Below are 24,253 nucleotides of genomic sequence, written 5' to 3' on the forward strand. Positions count from 1 at the left end.
GGCGAACTATTTATTCAAGTTTACCCATCTTAATCGAAGTGCATTTCCAATCACCACTACATCAGACATCGCCATAAACAAAGCTGCCCAAGTAGGATTCAACCCTCCCATTGCAGCGATCGGGATAGCAACCACATTATAAGCAAAAGCCCAAAACAAGTTTTGTTTAATACCTCCCAGCGCAATTTTTGATACTTTGTGGGCTTCCATGAGTTTTTGCAATCCTTTATCGAGCAAAATAAAGTCAGCTTGCTGCTTACTTAAATCGCTGCCATGTCCCACCACGACAGCCACATCTGCAGCTGCAAGTGCAGGTGCATCATTAATTCCGTCACCGGTCATAGCTGTTTTGCCCGTTTTACGCCATGTCTCAAGTTTGCTCATTTTCTCATCCGGCAAAACTTCCGCAAAAGTTTCATCAAAAGGCAAATCCTTGACAATGGCATCTACTTTAGCCCTTGAATCACCGCTTAGCAGAAAGAGTTTCAAGCCTTCCTCTTTAAAATATTGTAAAATATTTTTCAAATTGCTGACCGGTTCGTCTTTGATAGTAAAGTAGGCGGTAAGCTGATTGTTTTCCCATAAGAATAAATCTGCCTGTGGAAGTTCTCCACCCTCTCCAAACCGCGCAGAACCTAATTTGTAATGATTGCCGAGCTTGTCCATGGCTGTCATCCCATATCCTTTTTTTTCTATTATTTCTTCCCATTCAACGGTTTGTGCAAACCAATTTGCATGATTTTTCACGATTGATTTAGCAATCGGATGTGAAGAACGTTGTTCAATCTGCCAGATTATGTTTTTAATATGAGGTTCATCCCCTCTTAATACAGCGAAATTATCAACCAGAAAATCTCCGGTTGTAATAGTTCCTGTTTTGTCTAACGCCAATACTTTGACGGCAGCAAACTTCTCGAGTGCCTGCCCTCCCTTGACTAAAATTCCTTTGCGTGCTGCCATTCCCAGCCCAACGGAAACCGCAGTGGGCGTAGCCAAGCCCATAGCACATGGGCATGAAATAACGAGAACTGCAATCGCCCTGAGTATGGATTCTTCAAAACCTACGTCTGCAACAAAATAGTTGAGCAAAAAAGCCGCTACGGCAATGCTTACCACAACTTGTACAAAAATGCCACTTACTTTGTCGCCAATTTTCTGGATGTGAGGCTTGGATGCTTGTGCTCCTTTTATCCAATTTCGCATTTGACCTGCAAGCGTGTCTTGTCCTGTCTTGGAAACTTGAAGGGTAAAATTTCCACTGACCAAAACACTGCCGGCCAATACATTATCTCCTTTCTTCTTAAACACCGGTGCACTTTCCCCTGTGATAACAGCTTCGCTCACTTCCACCGCACCTTCTGTAACAATACCATCTGCAGGAACCTTCTCCCCCTCATTTACGATGAGCAAGTCTCCGGTTTTTATTCTATCTGATGTAATAGATGAAATAAGTATCTCTCCTGTTTCTTGATTCTTTTCTACTCGGTTAGCCATTGCCGGCAATAAAGAAGCGGTATCCTGCATTTGGATAGAGGTCTTTGACAAGGCTCGTGCTTCAATATTATTTCCTAATAAAACCAAGGTTATAATCGTAACCGCAGTTTCAAAATACAAATGCCCTTCGTGACCACCTGCCATTAATGCAAAACTATAAGCCACAGCTGCCAATGCACCCATACTAACAAGCACATCCATATTGGGATTCTTGTCTTGCAGTGAATGTATAGCACTTTTTCCAAAATATTGCAATCCAATAACAAGTGCGGGTAAAGCTACAACAAACTGAACCCAACCGCTATGAAAAAACGGGATATGGACTATCATGTGCGCCCAAAAAGGCAAAGCACACAACAAACTGATGAGAAACTTTAGCTCAAGCGGACTTAGGCTTTTTTTTTACTTGCAGAATCTTGAATAGAGTCTTTGATAACAGTATAGCCTCGTCTTTCTATTTCAGACGTAATTTCAGCTAAGGCAATGTGATTAGGGTTGTCAAAAACCACTTCTTTATCGGCAAGGTTAACTGCAATGTTGCTTCCACCTTTGTCGGCAACTGCATTTTCTACTGAACGTGCACAATTACTGCATGTCATACCGTCCACTTTTATAATTACTTGATTGCTCATAGAATCGTCCTGATTTTAGGAAGCACAAAGATAGTCAATATATAAACGTACTAAGTTAATACTCGATTGAAAAATAAATAACTTGACAAACAATATACGACCTGGGTTTTATCCTAATCCTACATCTAACATCATCATCACAATAAATCCTCCCAAAAATCCGAGGGTTGCAATATTGGTATTGTTATGCTGTTGTGTTTCAGGGATTACTTCTTCAACAACGACATAGATCATGGCACCTGCTGCAAACGACAGGGCATAAGGCAGAATAGGCGTAAAAAACGAAACCGCAAAAGCACCCAAGACCCCTGCGACAGGTTCAACCAAAGCGGATGCTTGACCATAGAGAAAACTTTTTCTGCGACTCATTCCCAATCTTCTCAGAGGCATAGCAACGGCAACACCTTCCGGTAAATTTTGAAATCCAATACCCAACGCCAACACAACTGCTCCGGCAATTGATGCTTGAGGAATTCCCGCCCCTACTCCACCAAATAAAACTCCCACCGCCAAACCTTCAGGAATATTGTGAAGCACAATGGCAAGCACAAGCAGATATGTGCGTTTCATGCTCGTTTTAATGCCTTCTGTTGCATTGGACTCAACATGGAAATGAGGTAACAACTTATCCAAAATAAAGATAAAACCCGCACCAAGACTAAAACCTACAGCAGCAGGCAATACTTTCATAAATTTTTCACCTGAACTCATGTCAATTGCAGGAACCAACAAACTCCAAAAACTTGCAGCCACCATAACTCCGCCTGTAAAACCCAGCATGACATCAAACAACTTGCGGTTCATTTCTTTGAAAAAGAATACAAAGGCTGCTCCGACTGCTGTTAAGAACCATGTAAATAAAGTAGCATATAAGGCAGCAGTAATTGGGCTGACACTCTCCAAATAATTGACAATCTGCTCAAACATAGTATTATTTTAAGGTTCAAATTAACATGATATTTAAACAGCCTTCATTCAAAAGAATCCACATTTAATCCAAAAGCATAACTTTGACATAGGGAATTATTTTGCGTAGTATTGCACTAAATAATTCTGATACAAATGTTTTTTCAAATCCCTACCGATGGAATTAAACCTGATGCATTCGAACCCGTTGATTTCAGTCAATGGTACAATATACTATTCTATATTGGTGTACCTATTCTGATGTTTATTATTTTTAGGATTTGGCTCAAAAATAAAGACAAAAAGAATTGAGCTACTAAGGGTTAAAGGGTGTGTACAAGGGTCAACCCATCCACAAATTCATAAGCTAACTTAATTTCTTGGGAATAACTTCCTTTATTCACAAATCCATTCAGCCTGTTTTCTTTGTCAAAGCACACAGTCAGATGCTGTTTAAAATCTAACTCCTTTTTACCATAAACCTTATATAGAGTTTCTTTGGCAGACCATATAAGGGTAGCTCTTTCTTGTTGAGAAAAAACGGAATCCGGTACTTTGTCATTTTCTGATATAAATTTCGGAGCAAGCTTTACGGGCAAATTGCCAAGCTCTTCAATGTCAATTCCCGTCAAGGCATTTTCATTTGAAATTATTACAGCTACATGATTGCGTTTGTGTGAGAATGAGATAAAAGTCGAACCATCTGCCAAATGCGGTTTGCCATAAGAATCGTAGTGAACTTTATGGTGTATATTCCGGTTTGCCAACACATTCAGCAAATGCCTTGTCCCTAACCTCTCTAACTGTTTATTTCTTAATTTTTCTTCATATACTTCTGTTTCATTCAGATTTTCAAGAAAAAAGGAAAAAGGCTCGTCCATACGCCAGATTCCCAGCGCATTACCTTTACCATTGTTAGACTTAAAAATCAGAGGCATACATAAAATCAAAAAACAGGATTCCCTTTCGAAATAGAGGTGCCCACATATTGAACGTTTTGCAGTATTGTATCTCGCATATTTTGTTCAAATCCAATCACATATCGTCCGGTTTTTTTGAGACATAAATCCTTGCTTATGGGCAGATTATAGGACTTATTATTTCCTGAACCACTGCCAGTCCACTTGCCATCAACTGTTGCTAAATCTAGCTCAACCCTATTGGTAACATCTATTCCATCAGGGTCACGCAAGTGCACCAGCAAATAAATATTTCTGTAAAGATAATCATCCGTAATCTGAAGATTTACGTTCACATTATAACAAATCGAAGTATCTATTATTTCAAAGGGAAACGAAGGAATATTGTCATACGTCCATCCTGATTCAGGCAAATCCGCCTTGTCATTGATTAAAACTTTGGAATTGCAACCTACAATTGCAAGAGAAGCAAGAAAGATGATTAAATAAACCCTCATGAGTTGCAAAAGTAAAGTTAAAAAACGAAGATTATTTGTGATGCGAAAAATTAAGATTGTTTTCTATCAATTTCAGCAAGTCGTCAACATTTTCTATCTCTATTTTTATGGGCAGATAGTACCACAATTCGGTTTCTGAAGAAACCTGAACTCTGGCAGCATCTTTTTCTGTACAAAGAACAATTCTTCCACTTTCTTTTGCTTGCGCAGATATAGCGTCAATTCTGTTTTGGCTAATGGGTTCATGGTCATTAAACTTGTGATGAATGACTGATATCTTTTTTTCATGTAGATAATCTAATATGGGCTCCGGATTACTTATGCCGGTAACCAAAATTACACCTTTGTTGGCAATACTTTCCCAATCTTTACTTAGCTTGTTTCCAATGTTTACAGGCTCTTGATAAAGGATGGATGCAAAAAAATGAGGTGCTTGTGTATAATTCCCGATTCGGGACAAATGGGTTGATTGAGAAGACACTGAAGTATGCTTTGGGGTCTTGGTTGTAATCACGGTATCTGCTCTTTCGGCAGAAGAACGGAATTCTCTTAACATGCCTGCCGGCATTGGAAAATCATGATAAAATGGTTTTGCCCATTCAGTTAACAAAATGTAAAAGTCTGATTTTAGTCTAAAATGCTGAAAAGCATCATCCAAAAGCACCAAAGAAGTGTGAGGATAAAGTTCTTTGATTTTCCGAATTCCTTGCACCCTATTTTCGCAAACAAACACATTCAAATTAGAAAACCTTCTTTTTATCATCAAAGTTTCATCACCTCCTTGCGAGGCATTCATGGTAGGTTGTACTTCCAAAAAACCTTTGCTTTTTCTGCCGTAACCTCTGGAAAGAATGGCAGGTTTGATTCCTTTTGCGAGCAACTGTTCTGCAAGTAACATCACAATCGGTGATTTCCCGGTTCCTCCTACCCTAATATTACCCACGACAACAGAAGGAATTGGCGCTTTTGTCCTTTTTAACAAGCCTTTATCAAACAAGCACCATCGTAATTTTGCAATAACCCCGAATAGCCATGCTAAAGGCAATAAAAGAAATCTTAATCCCACAGGGCAAATTTGGTAAAAATCCTGACATTCGCACTAACTTTGCGCACTATGGTTGTAAAAGAAATCACCGACTTGATTGAACAAGTAGCTCCCTTATCCTTTCAAGAAAATTATGACAATGCGGGTTTAATTGTAGGAGAACATTCAAACAAAGTACAAGGAATCTTATTGTGTTTGGATATCACAGAGGCTGTTCTTGAGGAAGCTTTACAGCATAATTGCAATCTAATCATAGCCCATCATCCCATTGTTTTCAAGGGATTAAAGAAATTAAACGGCAAAAATTATGTTGAACGTGTGGTTATAAAAGCGATTCAAAACAATCTCAATCTATATGCCGCCCACACCAATTTAGACAACGTAATGAGCAATGGAGTGAACGAAAAAATTGCTTCGAAATTAGAATTGACACATATTCAAATTCTAAAACCACTGAGTGAGAACCTTGCCAAGTTAGTTACTTATTGCCCCCCTCAATACTCTGAAATGCTACGAAAATCGCTTTGGGAGGCCGGTTCCGGCAATATTGGCAAATACGACCAATGTAGTTTTTCCACGATTGGAACCGGTACATTCAGAGGAAATGAAGACTCTCATCCCTCTATTGGCACCAAAGGCGAACTTGAAAAAGTACAAGAAGAAAGGATTGAAATACTATTCGAAAAGCAGAATCAAAACCATTTAATCAAATCACTGAAACAAAACCACCCTTATGAAGAAGTGGCTTATGAGATTTATGACATTGCTAATGAAAACCAAACAAAGGGTGCAGGTGTTATCGGCACATTAGCAGAGCCATTAACCCAAGCAGAATTTTTGCAATTTTTGAAAGTAAAAATGAATCTGACTGCCATTCGATATACAGAAACACAGACTGACTACATCAGCAAAATAGCGATTTGCGGAGGGAGCGGACGGTTTCTATTAGAAGATGCAATGCGCCAAGGAGCTGACGTCTTTGTTACTGCTGATTTTAAATATCACGACTATTTTGAGGCAGAACATAAAATCATGGTATGCGACATTGGACACTACGAATCAGAGATTTTTACCACAGAAATATTTATGAAAATTATTCAGGAAAAATTTCCTAAATTTGCGCCCCGTTTCACTGAAACAAATACTAACCCAATCAAATATTATATTTAAAGATGGATATAACCGTAGAAAACAAACTCAAAGCGCTGTGGGCACTTCAAGAAATCGACAGTAAACTTGACAAGTTAAATGCCCTAAAAGGAGAACTTCCGATGGAAGTTGCAGATCTTGAAGACGAAATCGCAGGTTTAGAAACAAGAGCACAAAATATCCGCCATGAGATTGAAAATCATGAAGAGAAAATCAGCGAATACAAGCATAAAATCAAGCAAAGCGAGCAGTTTATTACAAAGTTTAAACAACAATTAAACGATGTTAAAAACAACCGTGAATACGAAGCTTTAACCAAAGAAATCGAGATTATGGAACTCGAAATCCAGGCAGCAGAGAAAAGAATCAAAGACGCCTCATTTGCAATAGAAGGGCAAAATACTCTCATTACTGAAACAGAGTCAAAAATAGAATCAGGCAAAAAGGATATCGAAGCCAAGAAGAAAGAATTGGTAACCATAATTGAAGAAACTGAAGAAGAGGAAATAAAACTCGGAGAAGAAAGAGACGAAGCTATCAAGGAAATAGAAGAGCGACTTTACTACTCTTATGGCAGAATCAGAAAAAACGCCAATAATGGTATAGCAATAGCCCCTATCGTTCGTTCTTCATGCGGAGGTTGTTTCGCAAAAATTCCACCTCAAAGACAAGCGGATATTAAACAACACCTCAAAATCAATGCATGCGAACACTGCGGCAGGATTATTGTTGACGAAACCATCACCGGAATTCACGCTCAGGTGGAGGAAGAAGATAAAAAACCAAGACGTAGGCTTAAAAAACGTCTTAACTCAGGAACCACAATTTAATAATCGGTTTTTGTATAATTATAAAAAATGCCTGCTAATGCAGGCATTTTTGTTTGTAGCGCACCCGAAGGGAGTCGAACCCCTATCATAAGAACCGGAATCTTACATTTTATCCATTAAACTACGGGTGCAAACTTGGGGGCACGAAAATACAACAATTTACTGCGCAGGAACCTCATTAAAAAAACACGATATTTGCCATGCCATGTTAAAAAATATTTTTGACCCTCAAAAAGTCAAAGTTGATGATATCAATGACTTCTGCAAAAACACCATGACAGATGTTTTGGATATTAAAATTACTGAAATTCACCCCGACTATATAAAATCCGAAATGCCTGTGAACACTAAAACAATCCACCCTTTTCGCATGATGCACGGAGGGGCTTCTTTTGTTCTGGCTGAACATGTAGGCAGTGTGGCTTCAAACCTTGTAATGGACGCGAACAGTTCCTTTGCTTTCGGACAGAGCCTTGTTGGCAGTCACATCAAACCTGCTAACGAAGGTGAAACCGTGTATGGATATGCTTATGCACTACATTTGGGAGCAACTTCACATATTTGGGACATTAAAATCAGAAACACAAACGAACAACTTGTGTTTTCGGGACAATTAACCATGGCTATCAGACCTAAAAAAACTCATGCCTGATATTGCCAAAGCATGTTTTAGGATTCCTTCGCAAGACTTACTCTTTTTTGAGGGGCAGGAGGAAAGTTTGTCTGTTTTTCCGCAAGACAGAACAGGATATGTGATTTCTAACTTTGAGGGCACTGAGTTTCAGTTTATAGCAGCCAAAGCAAATCCGGACAAAGTTGAGTTTAGCAATCACCATGCACCCGGAATCAAACTTGACAAGAGTATTGATAAACACTTTTTTATTAACTATGTCAAACAAATACAATCTCATATAAAGTCGGGGGAAGCAAGCAAAGTGGTTGCGAGCAGATGCAATCAAATAGACTTACCTGACTCTTTTGAAATAAACACTTTTATTCAACAATTAGCCACCACATATCCCAATGCCTACATCTCTGCCTATCAAGGCAAAAAAGGCACCTATGTTACTGCAACACCGGAGCTGTTGTTACACATGAATAATAAAGGGGATGCAGAAACTATGGCGCTTGCCGGCACAGCAAAATGGGAAGAAAGAGACCGCTTGGGTGTTAAAGAAAAAGAAGAACAAGGGTTTATTGTAACTCATTTACAAGAAGTGCTTGACACATTCAAGCTGCCTTATGACAAGACTGCCAAATCTATTGTCCATGCAGGGCATTTAGCCCATCTTGTGAATAATTTCAAATTTAATCTCAGCCATATTAATTTGTCTCATTTTTTGGCGAGCATCCACCCTACTCCGGCAGTGGGCGTATATCCGCATAGTGCAGGCGTTAGTTTTATCACTCAAAATGAAGGCTGGAACAGAGGCTTTTTTGCCGGGTATTCCGGAATTATCAATGTTGAAGGTCAAACAGCCCTTGCTATCAATTTACGCAGTATGCTCATCAATGGGAATAAAGCACTGTTGCAAGCAGGTGCGGGTATTACCCTTGAAAGCATTCCTGAAAATGAATGGCTTGAAACCGAAGAGAAAATGAAAACTATAAAGAATTTGATTGTGTAAGGCAAAGAAGTACTTTACCTAATCTCTAAAAAACAAATTCAATATCGTAATATGAAAACACATTGTCATAGTTAAGAATAACCAAAGAAAACTTATCGTAGTATTTTGATTGAGGGTCGTCTAACAACTTCTTAAAATATGCAACACAATCTTTGGTTTGTTTATTCATAAACGTAAGGATAGTAAGCATGACAATGGGTTTATGCTCATGAAAATAATTACCTGAGAAATTATCGTGATATATGAAATACTGTTGGAAAGTATTAAAATCTATGGGGTCGAATATTGAATCTGACATATTTTCATTTCTCATATAAGCTGCGTATCTGCGATAATTGTACATAAAAGTATCCGCTGCAAGAACATTGTCTAATAGGAGGGGAATACCTGAATTTTCAAAATCCAATTTAATACGAGGAAAGTTAGTTTTACCGGCAAACTGGCAACTAGTTACACTGCTATTGAGTTGCTTTGTGGTATCAAAAATAAATATTCCAAACAACCCTAAGGTCTTAACAAGGACTTTCCCTGAATCATAGGTCGCAAGTTTTTCAGCATGTATAAAATTAGTATCAAGTTCCACCAAACAAGGTTTAATATTCCATTTTACAGGCTTAACAAACTTGTTAAAATGCTCCCTTGTTTCTTCCTTAGTAAAATTATGCATTTCTTTGGGTTTAATCCCTGCATACAAGGCAAGTGCGGCTTGGCAACTATATAACAAACAAGCCGTTCCAACACAGATTAACAACCTAAACTTATAGTTCTGAAACATATTGTTTGCGTAATGGAATCACAAAGGTAAATAAATTGAGGTGTAGTACCAACTAAGAAAAGAACAGTAATATTAGCCTCTTTTATTTAGTATGTTATTAATGGATTCGTAATTATTATTTCACCAAAAGGCAGATTATTATTTGTGATGTGAGGATATATACCTGAGGGGATTTCAATAACAGTACAATTAAAAGCTTGCGCAGCAGAGGTACTGAATATAACATTTTGAGTCGTTGTTGTATCTCCTACGGGTGTATAGTTTCCAACGTAACCATCTCTGTTGTAATATAAATAATTAACCCCTTCGAATTCGATATGCAATCTATTTGATGAATCTAACCAAGCATCCGCTCTTTGTAATTGACCAGCCATATCCATCTGTTGTTCACTATAATTTAATGGCTCTGAATCGAGTTTAATTCCAAAACATATGCAAATTCCAATAGGACAAGGGCAACCTGGACAAACACACCCAGGGCAGTCACAAGAGCCTCCATTTGGACCCATCCAATTAGCATGTCTCAATGCAAATCTAATTTTCTTTTTTACTCCATACGTAGGCGTCAAAATTTTTTGATCATTTAAGTTGACCGTAGATGATGTTGCTGTCTTCCGATTCAATTCTTTTTCACAACTTGTGACCCAAACAAATAGAACTGAAAGCATAGCTAACAGTGACAAAGTAATAATTGATTTTTTCATTTTCTTAATTATTTTAATTAAAATTGATTTAACACTTCGAAGGTGAATATAATACCTAAATCGAACAAGCAATAAATTATTGATTATCGCAATACATTATTGATTTACTCAATAGGCAATAATATTCCTTGAGACTTAATTGTCGAAAAATATTACTTTTGAACCATGAATATAGGAGATAAAATACGAAAAATACGTACAGAAAAGGGTATATCACAAGAGTATCTAGGAAATAAAATAGGAGCATCGCAAAATGTAATAACTAATATTGAATCGGGTAAAAGGAGCCCGAGTATAGAAGAATTATACAAAATTTCAGAGACATTAGAAGAACCTTTCTTTAAATTTCTGGACTTACCAATGAACGTTGAATTTAACAATTGTTCAAATTGCCAAAATCTAAGCACTATTACTCATATTCATCAATTTCCTCCAGAACTCATTGCTATTTTAGACAAATTAGCAAATAACATTTAAATTTTCTCAAATTATTCCAAATGCAATACAGTAGTTAAGAACTAAAAGTCGGTATAGCGATGAAGTAAAATAAGGGTTTGTACTTATTATCAAGGATGAAGGCTGGCACAGAGGTTTTTTTGCAGGGTATTCCGGAATTATCAATGTTAAAGGTCAAACAACCCTTGCTATCAATTTGCGCAGTATGCTCATCAATGGGAATAAAGCACTGTTACAAGCAGGTGCGGGTATTACCCTTGAAAGCATTCCTGAAAATGAATGGCTTGAAACCGAAGAGAAAATGAAAACTATAAAGAATTTATTAGGTTAAAATCCATTGTAAATATATTTGCATACCATTATAGCCCACAAATTAATGCGTGTGTTATGTAGGCAGAAATGGATAAATCCATTGCAAATATATTCGTACACATCCATAGCCCACGAATTAATTCGTGGGCTATAATGGAAACAAAAAATCCAATCGAAAGCGTTTTAACGGTTTTTAAAATAAAATCAGTGTTTAGACAGACTGTCGTTAGCCGCAATTTTACCAAACTATAGTGCTAACATTTAACTGGCGGTATTAACTTTGCAACGACAAACCAAAATCAAACAATGCCAAATGGCAACAAGCAAATAACATCGCTCAAACTACATAATGGCAACATTATAGACATCTTTTCGGCAGACACCGAAACAGTACTTGCTTTGCCCTATGTGGACAATGGAATTTCAGCAGGTTTCCCATCGCCAGCGTTGGACTTTGTTGATTTGTCCATTGACCTCAACCGGCATTTAATAAAAAATCCGTCTGCAACTTTCTACGGACGAGTTAAAGGCGACTCGCTGAAAAATGCAGGAATTTCTAATGGCGATTTGCTGATAATTGACCGGAGTTTAGAACCCACAAATGGCAAAATTGCTGTTTGTTATATTGACGGAGAGTTTACGGCAAAGCGTATTCAAATTTCCAAAAAGGAAATCTTACTCATCCCCGAAAATGAGAATTATCAACCGATACGAGTTACGGAAGAAAATAATTTTTTAATTTGGGGCATTGTTACTCACGTTATTAAAGATGTATAAATGTTTGCTCTTATTGACTGCAATAACTTTTACGCCTCGTGCGAACGTGTTTTCCGTCCTGATTTGAACGGAAAGCCTGTTGTTGTGCTGTCCAATAATGACGGTTGTGTAATAGCAAGAAGCAACGAAGCAAAAGCCATTGGTATTCCAATGGGTGCACCTGCATTTGAATACGAAAAATTTTTCCGGCAACACGGAGTGCAGGTTTTTTCTGCAAATTTTGCTTTGTATGGCGACATGAGTAATCGGGTTATGACAATCCTTTCCGACTATTCGCCCGAAATGGAGATTTACAGCATTGACGAATGTTTTTTAAAACTCAAGGGGTTTGACTTTTTCAACTTGCAGGCTTATGGCGAAGACATGCGTTGCAAAGTAACGAAGTGGACAGGAATACCAATAAGCGTTGGTATTGCACCTACAAAAGCATTGGCAAAAGTTGCAAACCGTATCGCCAAAAAATACCCAACCGAAACCAAAGGCACTTACATCATTGACAGCGAAGATAAACGCATAAAAGCCTTGAAATGGTTGAAAGTGGAAGATGTTTGGGGAATTGGCAGGCAACACAGCAAACGACTCAATGCAGCAGGCGTAAAAACAGCTTTTGACTTTACACAACTTGACGATGATTTTGTAAAAAAGCAAATGTCAATAGTAGGCTTACGCTTAAAACTTGATTTACAAGGTATCCCGACACTGGATTTGGAAGAGATGCAAATCAAAAAAAACATTGCCACTACCCGAAGTTTTGAAACCAATTACACCGAATACGAACAATTAGCAGAGCGAATAAGCACTTTCGCCTCGTCTTGTGCCGAAAAATTGCGTAAACAAAATTCGTGTTGCAATTCCATAATGGTTTTTATTCACACCAACGGACACCGAAAAGATTTACAGCAATACAGCAGAAATATTATTATAAAACTGCCTTATCCAACAAATTCAAGCATTGAGTTAGCAAAGTTTGCAACCCAAGCGTTGCAAAAAATTTTCAAACAAGGTTACGCCTACAAAAAAGCAGGTGTAATCGTTCAAGACTTTTCACAAGCCGACAGTTTGCAACAGACACTTTTTGAAAACCGCGATAAACGACACATTCCGTTAATGCAAGCGATAGACAAATTGAATTTACTATTCGGGCAACAAAAAATCCGCCTTGCTTCGCAAGACACAAAGAGAGTTTGGAAAATGAAGCAACAAAAATTGTCGCCACGATACACAACCAACTTAAACGACATCATCACCATAAACTTGTAGATGTGTTTTCACAGTAAACAATCAAAGTCAGCACAAGAACTGCAAAACCGTTTCAAAGCAAAATTTGATAACGAAGCATTGTTTACGCCAAGCATTTACAACGGTTTTCAATTTCCAAAAACACCTGTAATTACAAACAAACAACCCGAAAAAATCCATTTTTTTAATTGGGGGCTTATTCCGTTTTGGGCAAAAGATGACAGTATAAAGAAGAACACATTAAATGCAAGAATTGAAACTATACACGAAAAACCGGCATTTAGAAATTCGATAAATAATCGTTGTTTAATACTTGCAGACGGCTTTTATGAGTGGCAATGGTTAGACGACAAAGGCAAACAAAAACAGAAATACGAACTGACATTGCCCGACAACGAATTGTTTGCATTTGCAGGGCTTTACAGCGAGTGGACAGACAAATCAACAGGCGAAATAATCAACACTTATACCATATTGACAACAGAAGCCAACGAACTAATGAGCAAAATACACAACACCAAAAAACGTATGCCTATTATTATTTCGAAAGACTCCGAACAGACTTGGCTAAACGGACAAGACTTGATAATGCAAAACGATAGGCTTAAAGCGACAGCAGTATAATAAAACTGTACCTAACAAGAGTAGGCATTGCTCAAATATATCTTCCAATAAAACAAAAGCAAGAGCATCTAACAAGCAGCTTCATTAGAAGTGTGGAGCACGGGAAAACAGATGTTTTTACGGTCTCAATCTTCCATACATTCTTGGGAATGGAATAGTTTCACGGACATGGTCTAATTTGCATACCCACGCAACCAACCTTTCCAATCCTAATCCAAAGCCGGCATGGGGCACAGAGCCGAATCTTCTCAAATCTAAATACCATTCAAAAACTTCCATTGGCAATTGGTGTTCTTCAATTTTTTCGGTGAGCAATTTGATATCAGTTTCCCTCTCTCCTCCTCCCACAATCTCTCCGTATCCTTCGGGAGCTAAGACATCTACGCCTTTTGCAAACTTTTGGTCTTCGGTACGTTTAAAATAAAACGCTTTGATTTCATGAGGCCAATTATACACCATCACCGGCACGTCAAATAGGCGCGTCAAAACAGTCTCGTCACTTCCTCCAAAATCATTTCCATATTCAAAATTAGAAGCCGATTCTAACCATTGTGGCAAGTTTCTCAAATCTTCTTCTAACTCCTTGATGTCGTGGCGGAGGGTGGCAATTTTTGATTGAAAATAATTGATTTGTCCTTTTTTCAGACCGGGTTGCGATAATTGCTTGTCATAGTCTGCAATTTGTGCTTCAAAAGCAGCCATATCACTACTTGCTTTTTCTAGGTCTTGGGTCAAAACTTCTTTGGCGGTTTTTCCATTAACTGCTTTTTTAGAAGTCAGAATTTCTACTGCTTCTGTATAAGTCAGTCTTTTGTATGGCTTAAGAGAATCTTCGAGTTTGGTGGTATCTCTACCCAAAATTTCAAACTCTGTTTTGTTTTTGTCCAAAGCCTGTCTAACAACATAGTGCAAAAACTCTTCAATCAAATCCATGTTTTGCTCGTTATTATAAAAAGTCATTTCGGGTTCAATCATCCAAAACTCTGACAAATGTCTTCTTGTTTTTGACTTTTCTGCTCTAAAAGTAGGTCCAAAGGTGTAAATATTGCCCATTGCCATCGCCATTGCTTCACCATAAAGCTGACCTGATTGGGATAAATATGCGGGTTCGCCATAAAAATCAGTTCCAAACAAAGTAGTTGTTCCTTCGGCAGCATTACCCGTAAAAAGTGGAGCATCCATTTGTACAAACCCCCGGTCTTGGAAAAAATTATGGATTGCATAAATAAGTGTATTTCTCACTTTCATTGCAGCCCATTGTCTTTTGCTTCGCAGCCACAAATGTCTGTGGTCCATCAAAAACTCTACTCCGTGCTCCTTGTTGGTAATCGGATAGTCCTGTGTAAGTTGATAGATTTTCAAATCGCTAACATGCAGCTCATATCCTCCAATTTGTTTTTCGTCTTTAACTACTTTACCTGTCAACGAAAGTGAGCTTTCTTGGGTTAGGCTTTTTGCTTGGTTAAACTTTTCTTCTCCTATCTCATCCAGGGAGACAATACACTGGCAATATCCGGTTCCGTCTCTCAATATCACAAACACCAACCCCTTGCTATCTCTTGTGTTTGATACCCATCCGTTTAGGGTAACAATTTTTCCGTCATTTTGCGCTAAATCTTTAATTTGCATTGCCTATTTTTGTAATGTTTTACAAGTCGCGAAAATACAAATAGAAAACAAGCTTTAAAAACAACTTATTTTTTATGCTCAAACAAACTTTAAGTCAGAAACTACAACAAAAAATGTCGCCTCAACAGATTCAATTTATGAAACTGTTGCAATTAGGAACTGCTGACTTTATGGAAAGAGTTGAACAAGAGTTATTAGACAATCCGGCACTTGAAAAAAGCAATGATGGAGACACCGGTGATGATTATGAAAAAAATGATGATTTCGACAATGACAACATAGATAGCACCGAAGACACTTTTGATGATGACATTTCTGACTATCTCTCAGACTCCAATGATGACGGAGGTTTCAGGCTGAATGAAGACTATGGAGATGAAGAAAAAAAAGAGTTCCCCATTCCTACTTTTCAAACATTCTATGAATACTTGATAGAGCAAGCAGATACCAATATTTACGATGAAAAACAGCTTGAACTTGCACATCATTTAATTGGAAGTTTGGAAGATGATGGATATTTGCGTAGAGACCTAAAAGCCATTGTGAATGATTTAATGTTTACGGCTAATATTAGCACGACAGTTGAGGAGTTAGAAAAAGTATTGCATGAAATTCAACAATTCGATCCGGCAGGCGTAGCAGCAAGAGATTTAAAAGAATGTTTGTTGTTGCAACTCAACCGAAAACTTTATGAGGCTGAAAACAAAAAGGACATTCAACTTGCCATTACCATACTGAATGAACATCTGGAAGTTTTTACAAAAAAACATTTTGACAAACTGAGTAAAAGTCTCAAAGTTAGTGATGTACAACTAAAAAATGCCATCACTGAGATTACTAAACTGAATCCCAAACCCGGTCAAATATCAAACTCAACGTATAGGGAACAATATGTCAACCCTGATTTTACGGTGGAAGATGATAACGGAGAACTGAGGGTTTTGTTAAATTCTAAAAATGCGCCCGAACTAAGACTGAGCAGAAACTACCAAGATACTTTGAGAGCATACTCTGCAAATACTGACAACAAGCAACTCAAAGAATCCGCCCAATATGTGAAGCAAAAAATTGATGGCGCCAAGTGGTTTATTGATAGCATCAAACAAAGACAGAACACACTGTTATCCACTATGCGAGCCATTGTCAGCAAACAAAGAGATTTTTTCTATGAAGGCAATGAGACCTTACTCAAGCCTATGGTAATGAAAGATATTGCAGACGAAATAGGCATGGACATTTCTACGGTTTCACGCGTGGCTAACAGCAAATACGTAGAAACGTCTTTTGGCATATTCCCCTTAAAGTTTTTCTTTTCGGAAGGATTGTCAACCGATGGCGGAGATGAAGTTTCAAACCGCGAAATCAAAACTATTTTGAAAGAAGAAATAGGCAAAGAAGACAAGTCAAAACCTTTGACAGACGAAGAGTTAATGGACATTCTAAACAAACGAGGTTATAATATTGCCCGCAGAACCATTGCCAAATACAGAGAACAACTCAACATCCCGGTTTCCCGAATGAGAAAGCAGTTGTAAACTTTGCTTATGAAAAACTTCTGGCTCGCTATTTCCTTTCTTTTACACCCTCTTCTGTTGATTCTATATTCCTATGCCATTTTGTTTTACTTTCTGCCTTACTACCAAGCGCGTTTTTACGATGAAGACAGGTCATTCTTACTACTTTTCATTTTTACCAATATTGTGTTGATTCCGGTAATAATGGTTTTGTTGCTGCAACAACTCAAATTGATCAAGAGTATATATCTCAAAGAACAAAGAGAGCGCACCCTTCCTTATTTACTCACTTCTGCTCTGTGTGCTGTTTCCGCATGGCAAATTATGGACACAAATTTGGGCGAACTGAGCTATCGTTTTCTGTTTGGAGTTTCAGCACTCATTTTTATCATAGCTATTATAAATTTTTGGTTCAAAATCAGCTCACATGCAGCCGCTATTGCAGGCGTAGTCGGAATGTTATTATATACCATTATTGGCTTAAACGAAGGCGTGATGATATACTGGCTCGTACCTGCAATCTTATTAGCCGGACTAAGTGCAAGCTCACGTTTAGCACTTGGGGCACATAATTTCAAGGAAATTTACTGTGGATTCTTGTTGGGATTTTGTGTGATTTTTCTTAGTGTTGCGCTATGACATACAATGCAATCAAATTAGAGAAAAATGACAGTGTAGCTACTATTACACTGAACAGAGAAGATGTTTTTAACGCATTTAATGACGAACAAAGTTATGAACTTCAAGATGCTTTGAAAGATGTAAGCAGAGACAGCCACATCAGGGTTATTGTGTTGACAGGTGCGGGCAAGGCGTTTTGTTCCGGTCAAGACTTAAAAGCGATTAGCAAGAGCGAAAACCGTTCACTCTCGGATTCTTTATACCAAAGATACAACCCCATTATCAGAGCCATGCGTACAATGCCAAAGCCCATCATTTGCAGGCTCAACGGTGTCGCTGCCGGTGCAGGCTGTTCGCTGGCATTGGCTTGCGATTTTGTTATTGCTTCTGACAATGCTTCTTTGATAGAGGTTTTTATTAATGTTGGATTAGTGTTAGACAGTGGTTCATCCTACTTTTTACCCAGAATTGTGGGCAGCAATCGTGCATTTGAACTTGCCACTATGGGCAATAAGGTTTCAGCAAAACAAGCATTGGAATGGGGAATGATTAACCGCGTTGTATCACCCGAGGAGCTTGACAATGAAGTTACCAAGATAGCAGAATACTATGCCAAAGCACCCACCAAAGCCATCGGTTTAATGAAAAAAATGCTCAACAAATCCTTCCACTCTGACCTTGATACAATGCTGGAATACGAGGCGTTCTCTCAAGAAATTGCCGGAAAATCTGCCGATTACAAGGAAGGCGTTTCAGCTTTTAATGAAAAAAGGAAGCCGGTATTTAAGGGGGAGTAGTGCTAAACTATCCCAATAACAAGAAAATACCTATTCCCACAAAAATGAGCCCCGAAATTCGGTTTACCCATGATATACGTCTGTCATTGACAAGTTTGCGAACACGTGAGGCAAAGATTGCAAGTATGGATTCAGTTGTGAAAATTGCGCAAACAGAGCCTAAAAAGAAGAAAATTTTCTCGGGAATTTCATAGTGGAATTTTGCTGTCAGCATAACTGAAATAGAGAGCCAAACAAAGAAGTTAACAGGATTGATAACATTCAAAAAAATACCTTTTCCAACAAAAAAAATGTTACCCATCAATGACCCTGCATAATCCTTGATACCTACTTGAGATTTAGGCTTGGAAAAAAACTGCACAATACCGAACAAAATCAACAATAGTGCACCTACGAGCGTTACTCCTTTGGCATGATTTTCCAGAAAAGCAATAAAAGAATCGCTCCACAACACCAGAGAAATAAGGATGATATCACTAAAAACCACACCGGCAGCAATGAGCATCCCTTTTTTGTATCCAAACAACAGTGAATTTTGTATCAGAGCAAAAAACACTGTCCCCAAGGTCAAACTTAATCCAATGCCTGTAATAAAACCTTCTGCTATGGGCAACACAAAATTCACGGGGTGCAAAGAAAACCAAATTAAGCCCTCAAATTTGCACAATACGTTGATAAAAGTAGTTTTTGATAAAATTGCATACACTTTCTTTTACATATTCAATATCAACGCTCAACATGAGAAAAATACTTCTCCTATCGCTTTTACTCATATTTATCAGTCTATTTGACCTTTCCGCACAATTTTCAGGCACATGGACACCTATTGAAAGTCTCAAAAAAAATGACCGTCCAAATAAACTTCTGATTAGTTCGGAGGCGGATTATGTCAATTTACAAAAAAAGACTGCGTTTCTTTTTGAGGCATATTCCGTTAAAATAGACAATATTCAATCTCCCAAAAATATTTTTGCTCTGCTTAATCAATGGACAGATATTACAGAGTTGTATTTAAAAAATTCAGGAATCCAACTTACTGATAATGACTTTGAACAACTCAAGTATATAGAACATATTATCGTGGAATGTGAACCGGGAGATAGCAATCTGTTAGAAAACATTTACAAGATTCCCAATCTTGAAAAAATTACTTTGATTTTCAAGGAAGAACCCAAAGATTGGGATTTTTTGTATTTTTATAGGAACATCAAAACATTGCATATTTACGGCACCTTTCTATCCGAAACTTTTTATGACATCGTGGACAAATTGATGTTATACCCACACCTCACAGAACTTGGGCTGAGCATTGATTATGCTACTGACCTGCCAAGTAATATGAACCTATTGGGAGAATTACAGATTTTGAAATTGTATGACAATCTGACCCGCCTAAATTACGACCATCAAGCACAAGTACAACCCGAAAGATTTAATATCAACGGTGTGCTGGGCAATGATAAACCTATTACTTTTTCTGTTCTTTTTTACTCCGAAGACTATGGCTTGACGGCAAGGGAAAACCGTTGGATTGAGTCAATTTGGAGCGGCAAACGCGACATTTTTGACCCTCCTGCCGGTGCACTTGCCAGTAATAAGGGAACAAAAAATCTTTATATTCTAACCCCAAAACCCATTTTTCCTGCTGATATCAATATTCCCACTCTTTTGGAAGACTTATATCCAAGTGCAGAAACTTTTAGTATTAACACAAGAGAAAACACCATTATACATACTGAATCAGGCTGCAATCTTTTTATTCCTGCCGGAAGTTTGCTCAAAAAGGATGGCTCTGTTTTCGAGGGCAATGCCTTTGTTTCCATACGATTCATGCAAGACTTAATCAGTGCTGCATTCAGAGGGCTGGACATGAGAGTCACTAAATACAGAGGCAGTCCTTTGTATCGTTCAGACGTGATGATTGAAATTGAAGTTTCTGACGGTGTTTTTCCGCTGCAATTTAACAACAGCATGAATATTCGTTTAGATGTGCCTGTAACGGACACAAGTACTACTTTCTATTTCTACGACAACGAATCCAAAGGTTTTATGGACTATGAAATGTTTAAGACTGTTTTCTATAGTTCTGAAACTGCTCAAACTCCTATTCGTTATGATGAATGGATTCGTAACAATCTATCCAAAAATAAGTACATTCTTGATTTGCGTTCTTTCAACGAGAGGTTCAGAAATCCTGAAACCTATTTTCTGTTTGACCAAGGCGATAAAGTCGAGCGTTATTTAAAAGAGGGAAAATTTTATACTGCCAAGGAATACCAATGGGAGAAAAATAAGAATACAGATAAAACCAATATCAAAATCCAAGAAGGAAGAAACTTGCTTAAGATTACTAAAATTAACCCTAAGAATAAAGCCAAAGGAGATGTATTTATTCAGATTGAAGACAAAGCCGGTTTATTCAACGAATTACAAGTATTCAGAAGAGCACTTTTTAAATATTCCGACAGCCTTTCGAACAAAGAGTTTAATGCTGCCTATACCCGAAATAAACGCTACTCTGATTTTAGAATTGAAAAAGATAGGGAGCGTAACAAATGGCAAATCATTTTGAAAAGTGATGAGGGATATAAAGTGATTGATATAGCGCATCTTCTTTACAAAAAAAGTGGGAAACCCTATTCGGAAAAGAAAAGCTTGGCACTACTCGAAAAGTTCTATAAAATCCAAGGACAACGCAGTGCATCTTTTGAAACATTTCTTAAACAAAGATTAGAAGATTATACTACATTCTACCAAGCGCGTCAAACCTCATGGGAACGTAAAAACAGCTTCAGGACAGTATTTATCAAAAGCACCGGAATTTATGGGTTTATGAGTATTGACAATGAGCAACCGGAGCGCATCGGTTGTTTTATTAATTATTTAGATAATAATGGTATTCCGATTGATGTAAAAACCCTGTTTTTACTTGACAAGACTAACCGTAACGTATATCAGTTTTATAAAGGCAACACCTCCATCAACCTAAACAATACCAGCTTGATTCTCTGCGCTGATTTCAAGGGACAACTGCATTATATTGACGGGGATGCTTTGCGCAGCTATGGCTTGAGTGATGGTAGCATTTATTTTTTACGTCTTAACTCGCTCACCCACCCTCCGCGCAGTATTGAAGATTTCAAAAAATACATTAAATACGACAAAGTAAAATAATATATGATTTTTCTTAACAGCAGCGCCATAAACCTCATTGTTTTTCCAATCATACTGGCAGTATATTTTCTGATTCTCATTGTAGTTGGTAAAATTACAGAAGGGAACAGCGACAATGCCACTTTTTTCAGGGGCAATAGACGCTCTCCCTGGTTTTTAGTTGCGTTTGGCATGATTGGGGCTTCACTTTCGGGTGTAACTTTTCTCTCTATTCCGGGAGCTGTCGGAAAAGACAATTTTTCTTATATGCAAATGGTGTTGGGGTATTTTCTTGGTTATCAAGTTATTGCCCAAGTCTTACTACCTATATACTACAAACTCGATTTAACTTCAATCTATGCATATCTTCAAAAACGATTTGGAAATGTAGCATACAAAACGGGTGCTGCCTATTTCTTGATTTCCCGTTCTATCGGAAATGCGCTAAGATTGTTTCTGGCTGCGGTTGTTATGCAGACTTTTATTTTTGACAATCTGCATATCCCTTTTGAAATTACCGTTTTTATTACCATTGCATTAATTTGGCTATACTCTTTTAAAGGCGGCATACGCACGATTGTCTATACCGACACACTGCAAACTGTATTTATGCTGACAGCATTGGGCATTTCTATTGTTTATATCTGGAATCAGCTAGGAATGATTAGCGATGTACCGGTTTGGCAACAGCTTCAAAATTCACACTATTCCAAGTTTTTTGAATGGGACTCTAACCAAAAGAACTTTTTCTGGAAACACTTTTTTGGCGGAATGTTTATCACGATTGTGATGACAGGATTAGACCAAGACATGATGCAAAAAAATCTTACATGTCGAAGTTTGAAAGATGCCAAGAAAAATATGTTTTGGATGAGTTCTTTACTTATTCCCGTCAATTTTTTGTTTGTGATGTTGGGCGGACTACTTTATCTGTATGGCACACAAACAGGCGTAATCATTGAAAACTTCAATAACCCTGACTTGATGGCACACGGCAAACATTTGACTTATATGTTTGCTGACGGTACAAGCCAATATATCAAGACAGACCAGTTGTTTCCGTTGCTTGCTGCCAATCAACTTCCGGTACTTGCATCTATTTTCTTCTTTATCGGATTAATTGCAGCCGCTTATTCTACCGCAGACTCATCGCTGACGGCTTTGACAACATCCTTTTGCGTAGATTTTCTGGGATTTAATGAAAACAAAGGTTCCAGAAGTGCACGGATGTGGGTGCATATTGGTGTTTCCATGCTCACCTATGTTATAATTCTTGTTTTTAAAGTGTTGAATAATGATGCTGTTATTAACGAACTTTTCAAGATTGCCGGCTATACTTATGGTCCTTTGTTGGGTATGTTTGCTTTTGGGTTGGCAACCAAAATTCGAATCAAAGATTCGTTGATTCCGGTAGTTTGTATTCTTTCTCCCGTGATTTGTTATTTATTGGACGCCAACAGCCGCGCATTATTTAACGGCTATGTATTTGGCTTTGAAATATTGATTGTCAATGGGATTATAACATTCGCAGGTCTGTTTTTGCTGCGCAGCAAAGGAACTGTAACAGTTTAATACCTTTTTCCATCTTTCAGGTATGTGCTGACATACTCCATCGCTCCATTGCGCAAACTTGTGAAAGGTTCTAAATAACCCGCCTTGCGCAGTTTAGTCATGTTAGCACAAGTATAATACTGATACTTGTCGCGTATATCAATGGGGGTTGGAATGTATTCAATGTTGTGCGGCTTGTCTAAGGCATCAAAAACCGCTTGTGTTAATTCAAGGAAAGTACCTGTTTGTCCTGTACCTAAATTATACAAGCCTGAATATTTGCGCTGTTCCATCATAAAAATTAACACATTCAACACATCTTTAACGTAAATAAAGTCCCTCTCCTGCTCACCATCTTTGAAATTGGGGTTATGACTTTGGAACAGTTTAACTTTATTTGTTGATTGAATTTGATTAAATGCATGCAAAATCACGCTTGCCATACGCCCTTTGTGGTATTCATTAGGACCATAGACATTAAAAAACTTAAATCCTGCCCAAAAGGGAGGTGTTTGGTTTTGTTTTAACATCCATTTATCAAACTCATTTTTTGAAACTCCATAGGGGTTTAAAGGGGTCAACTCTTCGGGCGAAGTGTTATCATCAAAACCGTTTTCACCCATCCCATAAGTAGCTGCCGAAGAGGCATAAATCAATGGAATAGAAAACTCTGTACAAATATTCCAAACTTCTTTTGTGTAATCAAGATTCAATCTGTTGAGCACATCCATATCAAACTCGGCAGTATTAGTTCGCGCACCGATATGAAAAACAAATTGTGTGAGCTGCTGATTGGTGCGCAACCATTGTGCAAAAGCATTGCGTTCTACTTTCTGAACACCTGAAACTGCCAACAAATTAGAGGCTTTCTCCTGAACTGAAAAATCATCCACAGCCACAAGGTCAGCGTAGCCTCTGCGTTGAAGTTCGGTAATTAAGCAACTTCCAATAAAACCGGCTGCACCTGTAACGACTATCATTTATATCTTGTGGTGATTGA

At 37.9% G+C, this 24,253-nt stretch carries 26 protein-coding genes and 1 tRNA gene; 15 read left to right on the top strand and 12 right to left on the bottom strand.

Annotated features, from left to right (window positions below):
- Positions 1 to 6 precede the first annotated feature (6 nt).
- From M9892_03555 to M9892_03565, 3 genes are all read right to left on the bottom strand, one after another.
- Complete coding sequence (locus M9892_03555; protein MCO5253425.1) at positions 7 to 1,824, bottom strand: cation-translocating P-type ATPase; 1,818 nt, start codon at positions 1,822 to 1,824, stop codon at positions 7 to 9.
- A 59-nt stretch (positions 1,825 to 1,883) separates the two neighbouring features.
- Positions 1,884 to 2,126 carry a cation transporter gene (locus M9892_03560; protein MCO5253426.1) on the bottom strand — a complete coding sequence of 81 codons (243 nt, stop codon included), beginning with the start codon at positions 2,124 to 2,126 and terminating at the stop codon, positions 1,884 to 1,886.
- A 108-nt stretch (positions 2,127 to 2,234) separates the two neighbouring features.
- Complete coding sequence (locus M9892_03565; protein MCO5253427.1) at positions 2,235 to 3,053, bottom strand: ZIP family metal transporter; 819 nt, start codon at positions 3,051 to 3,053, stop codon at positions 2,235 to 2,237.
- 135 nt (positions 3,054 to 3,188) lie between these two features.
- On the opposite strand from M9892_03565, the gene M9892_03570 reads away from it, so the two are divergent.
- Positions 3,189 to 3,344: a hypothetical protein gene (locus M9892_03570; protein ID MCO5253428.1), complete on the top strand. Its 156-nt coding sequence runs from the start codon at positions 3,189 to 3,191 to the stop codon at positions 3,342 to 3,344.
- Between the two features lie 11 nt (positions 3,345 to 3,355).
- Here M9892_03570 and M9892_03575 read toward each other — a convergent pair whose 3' ends face one another.
- From M9892_03575 to lpxK, 3 genes are read right to left on the bottom strand one after another with little or no spacing between them, the layout of a single operon-like run.
- Positions 3,356 to 3,970, bottom strand: coding sequence for a 4'-phosphopantetheinyl transferase superfamily protein (locus M9892_03575; GenBank protein ID MCO5253429.1), 615 nt, complete (start codon positions 3,968 to 3,970; stop codon positions 3,356 to 3,358).
- An 8-nt stretch (positions 3,971 to 3,978) separates the two neighbouring features.
- Positions 3,979 to 4,449, bottom strand: a complete 471-nt coding sequence (locus M9892_03580) for a gliding motility lipoprotein GldH (GenBank protein ID MCO5253430.1) — start codon at positions 4,447 to 4,449, stop codon at positions 3,979 to 3,981.
- Between the two features lie 31 nt (positions 4,450 to 4,480).
- The gene (gene lpxK, locus M9892_03585; GenBank protein MCO5253431.1) at positions 4,481 to 5,515 is read right to left on the bottom strand and encodes a tetraacyldisaccharide 4'-kinase; all 1,035 of its coding nucleotides are present in this window, start codon (positions 5,513 to 5,515) and stop codon (positions 4,481 to 4,483) included.
- Between the two features lie 48 nt (positions 5,516 to 5,563).
- On the opposite strand from lpxK, the gene M9892_03590 reads away from it, so the two are divergent.
- Both M9892_03590 and M9892_03595 read left to right on the top strand, forming a co-directional pair.
- Entirely contained in the window at positions 5,564 to 6,664 is a 1,101-nt protein-coding gene (locus tag M9892_03590) for a Nif3-like dinuclear metal center hexameric protein (GenBank protein ID MCO5253432.1), read from the top strand.
- A 2-nt stretch (positions 6,665 to 6,666) separates the two neighbouring features.
- Positions 6,667 to 7,473, top strand: a complete 807-nt coding sequence (locus M9892_03595; protein ID MCO5253433.1) for a C4-type zinc ribbon domain-containing protein — start codon at positions 6,667 to 6,669, stop codon at positions 7,471 to 7,473.
- 59 nt (positions 7,474 to 7,532) lie between these two features.
- Here the strand turns inward: M9892_03595 and M9892_03600 are convergent.
- Positions 7,533 to 7,604 (bottom strand) — tRNA-Arg (locus M9892_03600).
- A gap of 74 nt (positions 7,605 to 7,678) precedes the next feature.
- On the opposite strand from M9892_03600, the gene M9892_03605 reads away from it, so the two are divergent.
- On the top strand, positions 7,679 to 8,125 hold the full coding sequence (locus M9892_03605) for a PaaI family thioesterase (protein ID MCO5253434.1): 447 nt from the start codon (positions 7,679 to 7,681) through the stop codon (positions 8,123 to 8,125).
- Positions 8,118 to 9,101 carry a chorismate-binding protein gene (locus M9892_03610; GenBank protein ID MCO5253435.1) on the top strand — a complete coding sequence of 328 codons (984 nt, stop codon included), beginning with the start codon at positions 8,118 to 8,120 and terminating at the stop codon, positions 9,099 to 9,101. The genes M9892_03605 and M9892_03610 overlap by 8 nt, the downstream gene beginning before the upstream one ends.
- Positions 9,102 to 9,126: 25 nt before the next feature.
- Here the strand turns inward: M9892_03610 and M9892_03615 are convergent, their stop codons facing one another.
- Together M9892_03615 and M9892_03620 are read right to left on the bottom strand one after the other, a co-directional pair.
- Positions 9,127 to 9,876 carry a hypothetical protein gene (locus tag M9892_03615; protein ID MCO5253436.1) on the bottom strand — a complete coding sequence of 250 codons (750 nt, stop codon included), beginning with the start codon at positions 9,874 to 9,876 and terminating at the stop codon, positions 9,127 to 9,129.
- A gap of 86 nt (positions 9,877 to 9,962) precedes the next feature.
- Entirely contained in the window at positions 9,963 to 10,580 is a 618-nt protein-coding gene (locus M9892_03620) for a hypothetical protein (protein ID MCO5253437.1), read from the bottom strand.
- Between the two features lie 165 nt (positions 10,581 to 10,745).
- Here M9892_03620 and M9892_03625 point away from each other — a divergent pair, with 165 nt between their 5' ends.
- From M9892_03625 to M9892_03645, 5 genes are all read left to right on the top strand, one after another.
- On the top strand, positions 10,746 to 11,057 hold the full coding sequence (locus M9892_03625) for a helix-turn-helix domain-containing protein (GenBank protein ID MCO5253438.1): 312 nt from the start codon (positions 10,746 to 10,748) through the stop codon (positions 11,055 to 11,057).
- A 139-nt stretch (positions 11,058 to 11,196) separates the two neighbouring features.
- Positions 11,197 to 11,367 carry a chorismate-binding protein gene (locus M9892_03630; protein ID MCO5253439.1) on the top strand — a complete coding sequence of 57 codons (171 nt, stop codon included), beginning with the start codon at positions 11,197 to 11,199 and terminating at the stop codon, positions 11,365 to 11,367.
- A 287-nt stretch (positions 11,368 to 11,654) separates the two neighbouring features.
- Positions 11,655 to 12,125, top strand: a complete 471-nt coding sequence (gene umuD, locus M9892_03635; protein ID MCO5253440.1) for a translesion error-prone DNA polymerase V autoproteolytic subunit — start codon at positions 11,655 to 11,657, stop codon at positions 12,123 to 12,125.
- Complete coding sequence (locus M9892_03640; GenBank protein ID MCO5253441.1) at positions 12,126 to 13,385, top strand: Y-family DNA polymerase; 1,260 nt, start codon at positions 12,126 to 12,128, stop codon at positions 13,383 to 13,385.
- On the top strand, positions 13,386 to 13,988 hold the full coding sequence (locus M9892_03645; GenBank protein MCO5253442.1) for an SOS response-associated peptidase: 603 nt from the start codon (positions 13,386 to 13,388) through the stop codon (positions 13,986 to 13,988).
- Positions 13,989 to 14,105: 117 nt separating this feature from the next.
- Here M9892_03645 and M9892_03650 read toward each other — a convergent pair whose 3' ends face one another.
- Positions 14,106 to 15,617 (bottom strand): asparagine--tRNA ligase, encoded by a 1,512-nt coding sequence (locus tag M9892_03650; protein ID MCO5253443.1) that lies wholly within the window; start codon positions 15,615 to 15,617, stop codon positions 14,106 to 14,108.
- 74 nt (positions 15,618 to 15,691) lie between these two features.
- Here M9892_03650 and rpoN point away from each other — a divergent pair, with 74 nt between their 5' ends.
- Genes rpoN through M9892_03665 form a run of 3 tightly spaced genes read left to right on the top strand, consistent with a single transcriptional unit; the run spans position 15,692 to position 18,549 of the window.
- Entirely contained in the window at positions 15,692 to 17,152 is a 1,461-nt protein-coding gene (rpoN, locus tag M9892_03655; GenBank protein ID MCO5253444.1) for an RNA polymerase factor sigma-54, read from the top strand.
- 9 nt (positions 17,153 to 17,161) lie between these two features.
- A complete protein-coding gene (locus M9892_03660; protein MCO5253445.1) occupies positions 17,162 to 17,770 on the top strand; it encodes a hypothetical protein in 609 nt (202 codons plus the stop codon).
- The gene (locus tag M9892_03665; protein MCO5253446.1) at positions 17,767 to 18,549 is read left to right on the top strand and encodes an enoyl-CoA hydratase-related protein; all 783 of its coding nucleotides are present in this window, start codon (positions 17,767 to 17,769) and stop codon (positions 18,547 to 18,549) included. Before M9892_03660 ends, M9892_03665 begins: the two co-directional genes overlap by 4 nt.
- A gap of 7 nt (positions 18,550 to 18,556) precedes the next feature.
- Here M9892_03665 and M9892_03670 read toward each other — a convergent pair whose 3' ends face one another.
- Positions 18,557 to 19,165: a LysE family translocator gene (locus M9892_03670; GenBank protein ID MCO5253447.1), complete on the bottom strand. Its 609-nt coding sequence runs from the start codon at positions 19,163 to 19,165 to the stop codon at positions 18,557 to 18,559.
- A 122-nt stretch (positions 19,166 to 19,287) separates the two neighbouring features.
- On the opposite strand from M9892_03670, the gene M9892_03675 reads away from it, so the two are divergent.
- The gene (locus M9892_03675; protein ID MCO5253448.1) at positions 19,288 to 21,723 is read left to right on the top strand and encodes a hypothetical protein; all 2,436 of its coding nucleotides are present in this window, start codon (positions 19,288 to 19,290) and stop codon (positions 21,721 to 21,723) included.
- A gap of 3 nt (positions 21,724 to 21,726) precedes the next feature.
- Positions 21,727 to 23,274, top strand: a complete 1,548-nt coding sequence (locus tag M9892_03680; GenBank protein MCO5253449.1) for a sodium:solute symporter — start codon at positions 21,727 to 21,729, stop codon at positions 23,272 to 23,274.
- Here M9892_03680 and rfaD read toward each other — a convergent pair.
- Positions 23,271 to 24,233, bottom strand: coding sequence for an ADP-glyceromanno-heptose 6-epimerase (gene rfaD / locus M9892_03685; protein ID MCO5253450.1), 963 nt, complete (start codon positions 24,231 to 24,233; stop codon positions 23,271 to 23,273). The genes M9892_03680 and rfaD overlap by 4 nt on opposite strands.
- Between the last annotated feature and the right edge of the window lie 20 nt (positions 24,234 to 24,253).

The organism is Bacteroidota bacterium, assembly GCA_023957335.1.
Classification (GTDB): Bacteria; Bacteroidota; Bacteroidia; order NS11-12g; family UBA955; genus JALOAG01.

What these genes read in the sequence shown, in the direction of transcription:
- M9892_03610 (MCO5253435.1), top strand. Translation starts at nt 8,118, where the DNA reads ATGCCTGATATTGCCAAAGCATGTTTTAGGATTCCTTCGCAAGACTTA.
- M9892_03590 (MCO5253432.1), top strand. Translation starts at nt 5,564, where the DNA reads ATGGTTGTAAAAGAAATCACCGACTTGATTGAACAAGTAGCTCCCTTA.
- M9892_03595 (MCO5253433.1), top strand. Translation starts at nt 6,667, where the DNA reads ATGGATATAACCGTAGAAAACAAACTCAAAGCGCTGTGGGCACTTCAA.
- umuD (MCO5253440.1), top strand. Translation starts at nt 11,655, where the DNA reads ATGCCAAATGGCAACAAGCAAATAACATCGCTCAAACTACATAATGGC.
- M9892_03555 (MCO5253425.1), bottom strand. Translation starts at nt 1,824, where the DNA reads ATGATAGTCCATATCCCGTTTTTTCATAGCGGTTGGGTTCAGTTTGTT.
- M9892_03580 (MCO5253430.1), bottom strand. Translation starts at nt 4,449, where the DNA reads ATGAGGGTTTATTTAATCATCTTTCTTGCTTCTCTTGCAATTGTAGGT.
- rfaD (MCO5253450.1), bottom strand. Translation starts at nt 24,233, where the DNA reads ATGATAGTCGTTACAGGTGCAGCCGGTTTTATTGGAAGTTGCTTAATT.
- M9892_03680 (MCO5253449.1), top strand. Translation starts at nt 21,727, where the DNA reads ATGATTTTTCTTAACAGCAGCGCCATAAACCTCATTGTTTTTCCAATC.
- M9892_03565 (MCO5253427.1), bottom strand. Translation starts at nt 3,053, where the DNA reads ATGTTTGAGCAGATTGTCAATTATTTGGAGAGTGTCAGCCCAATTACT.
- M9892_03575 (MCO5253429.1), bottom strand. Translation starts at nt 3,970, where the DNA reads ATGCCTCTGATTTTTAAGTCTAACAATGGTAAAGGTAATGCGCTGGGA.
- M9892_03620 (MCO5253437.1), bottom strand. Translation starts at nt 10,580, where the DNA reads ATGAAAAAATCAATTATTACTTTGTCACTGTTAGCTATGCTTTCAGTT.
- M9892_03560 (MCO5253426.1), bottom strand. Translation starts at nt 2,126, where the DNA reads ATGAGCAATCAAGTAATTATAAAAGTGGACGGTATGACATGCAGTAAT.
- M9892_03650 (MCO5253443.1), bottom strand. Translation starts at nt 15,617, where the DNA reads ATGCAAATTAAAGATTTAGCGCAAAATGACGGAAAAATTGTTACCCTA.
- rpoN (MCO5253444.1), top strand. Translation starts at nt 15,692, where the DNA reads ATGCTCAAACAAACTTTAAGTCAGAAACTACAACAAAAAATGTCGCCT.
- M9892_03570 (MCO5253428.1), top strand. Translation starts at nt 3,189, where the DNA reads ATGTTTTTTCAAATCCCTACCGATGGAATTAAACCTGATGCATTCGAA.
- M9892_03645 (MCO5253442.1), top strand. Translation starts at nt 13,386, where the DNA reads ATGTGTTTTCACAGTAAACAATCAAAGTCAGCACAAGAACTGCAAAAC.
- M9892_03675 (MCO5253448.1), top strand. Translation starts at nt 19,288, where the DNA reads ATGAGAAAAATACTTCTCCTATCGCTTTTACTCATATTTATCAGTCTA.
- M9892_03605 (MCO5253434.1), top strand. Translation starts at nt 7,679, where the DNA reads ATGTTAAAAAATATTTTTGACCCTCAAAAAGTCAAAGTTGATGATATC.
- M9892_03625 (MCO5253438.1), top strand. Translation starts at nt 10,746, where the DNA reads ATGAATATAGGAGATAAAATACGAAAAATACGTACAGAAAAGGGTATA.
- M9892_03640 (MCO5253441.1), top strand. Translation starts at nt 12,126, where the DNA reads ATGTTTGCTCTTATTGACTGCAATAACTTTTACGCCTCGTGCGAACGT.
- M9892_03615 (MCO5253436.1), bottom strand. Translation starts at nt 9,876, where the DNA reads ATGTTTCAGAACTATAAGTTTAGGTTGTTAATCTGTGTTGGAACGGCT.
- M9892_03660 (MCO5253445.1), top strand. Translation starts at nt 17,162, where the DNA reads ATGAAAAACTTCTGGCTCGCTATTTCCTTTCTTTTACACCCTCTTCTG.
- M9892_03665 (MCO5253446.1), top strand. Translation starts at nt 17,767, where the DNA reads ATGACATACAATGCAATCAAATTAGAGAAAAATGACAGTGTAGCTACT.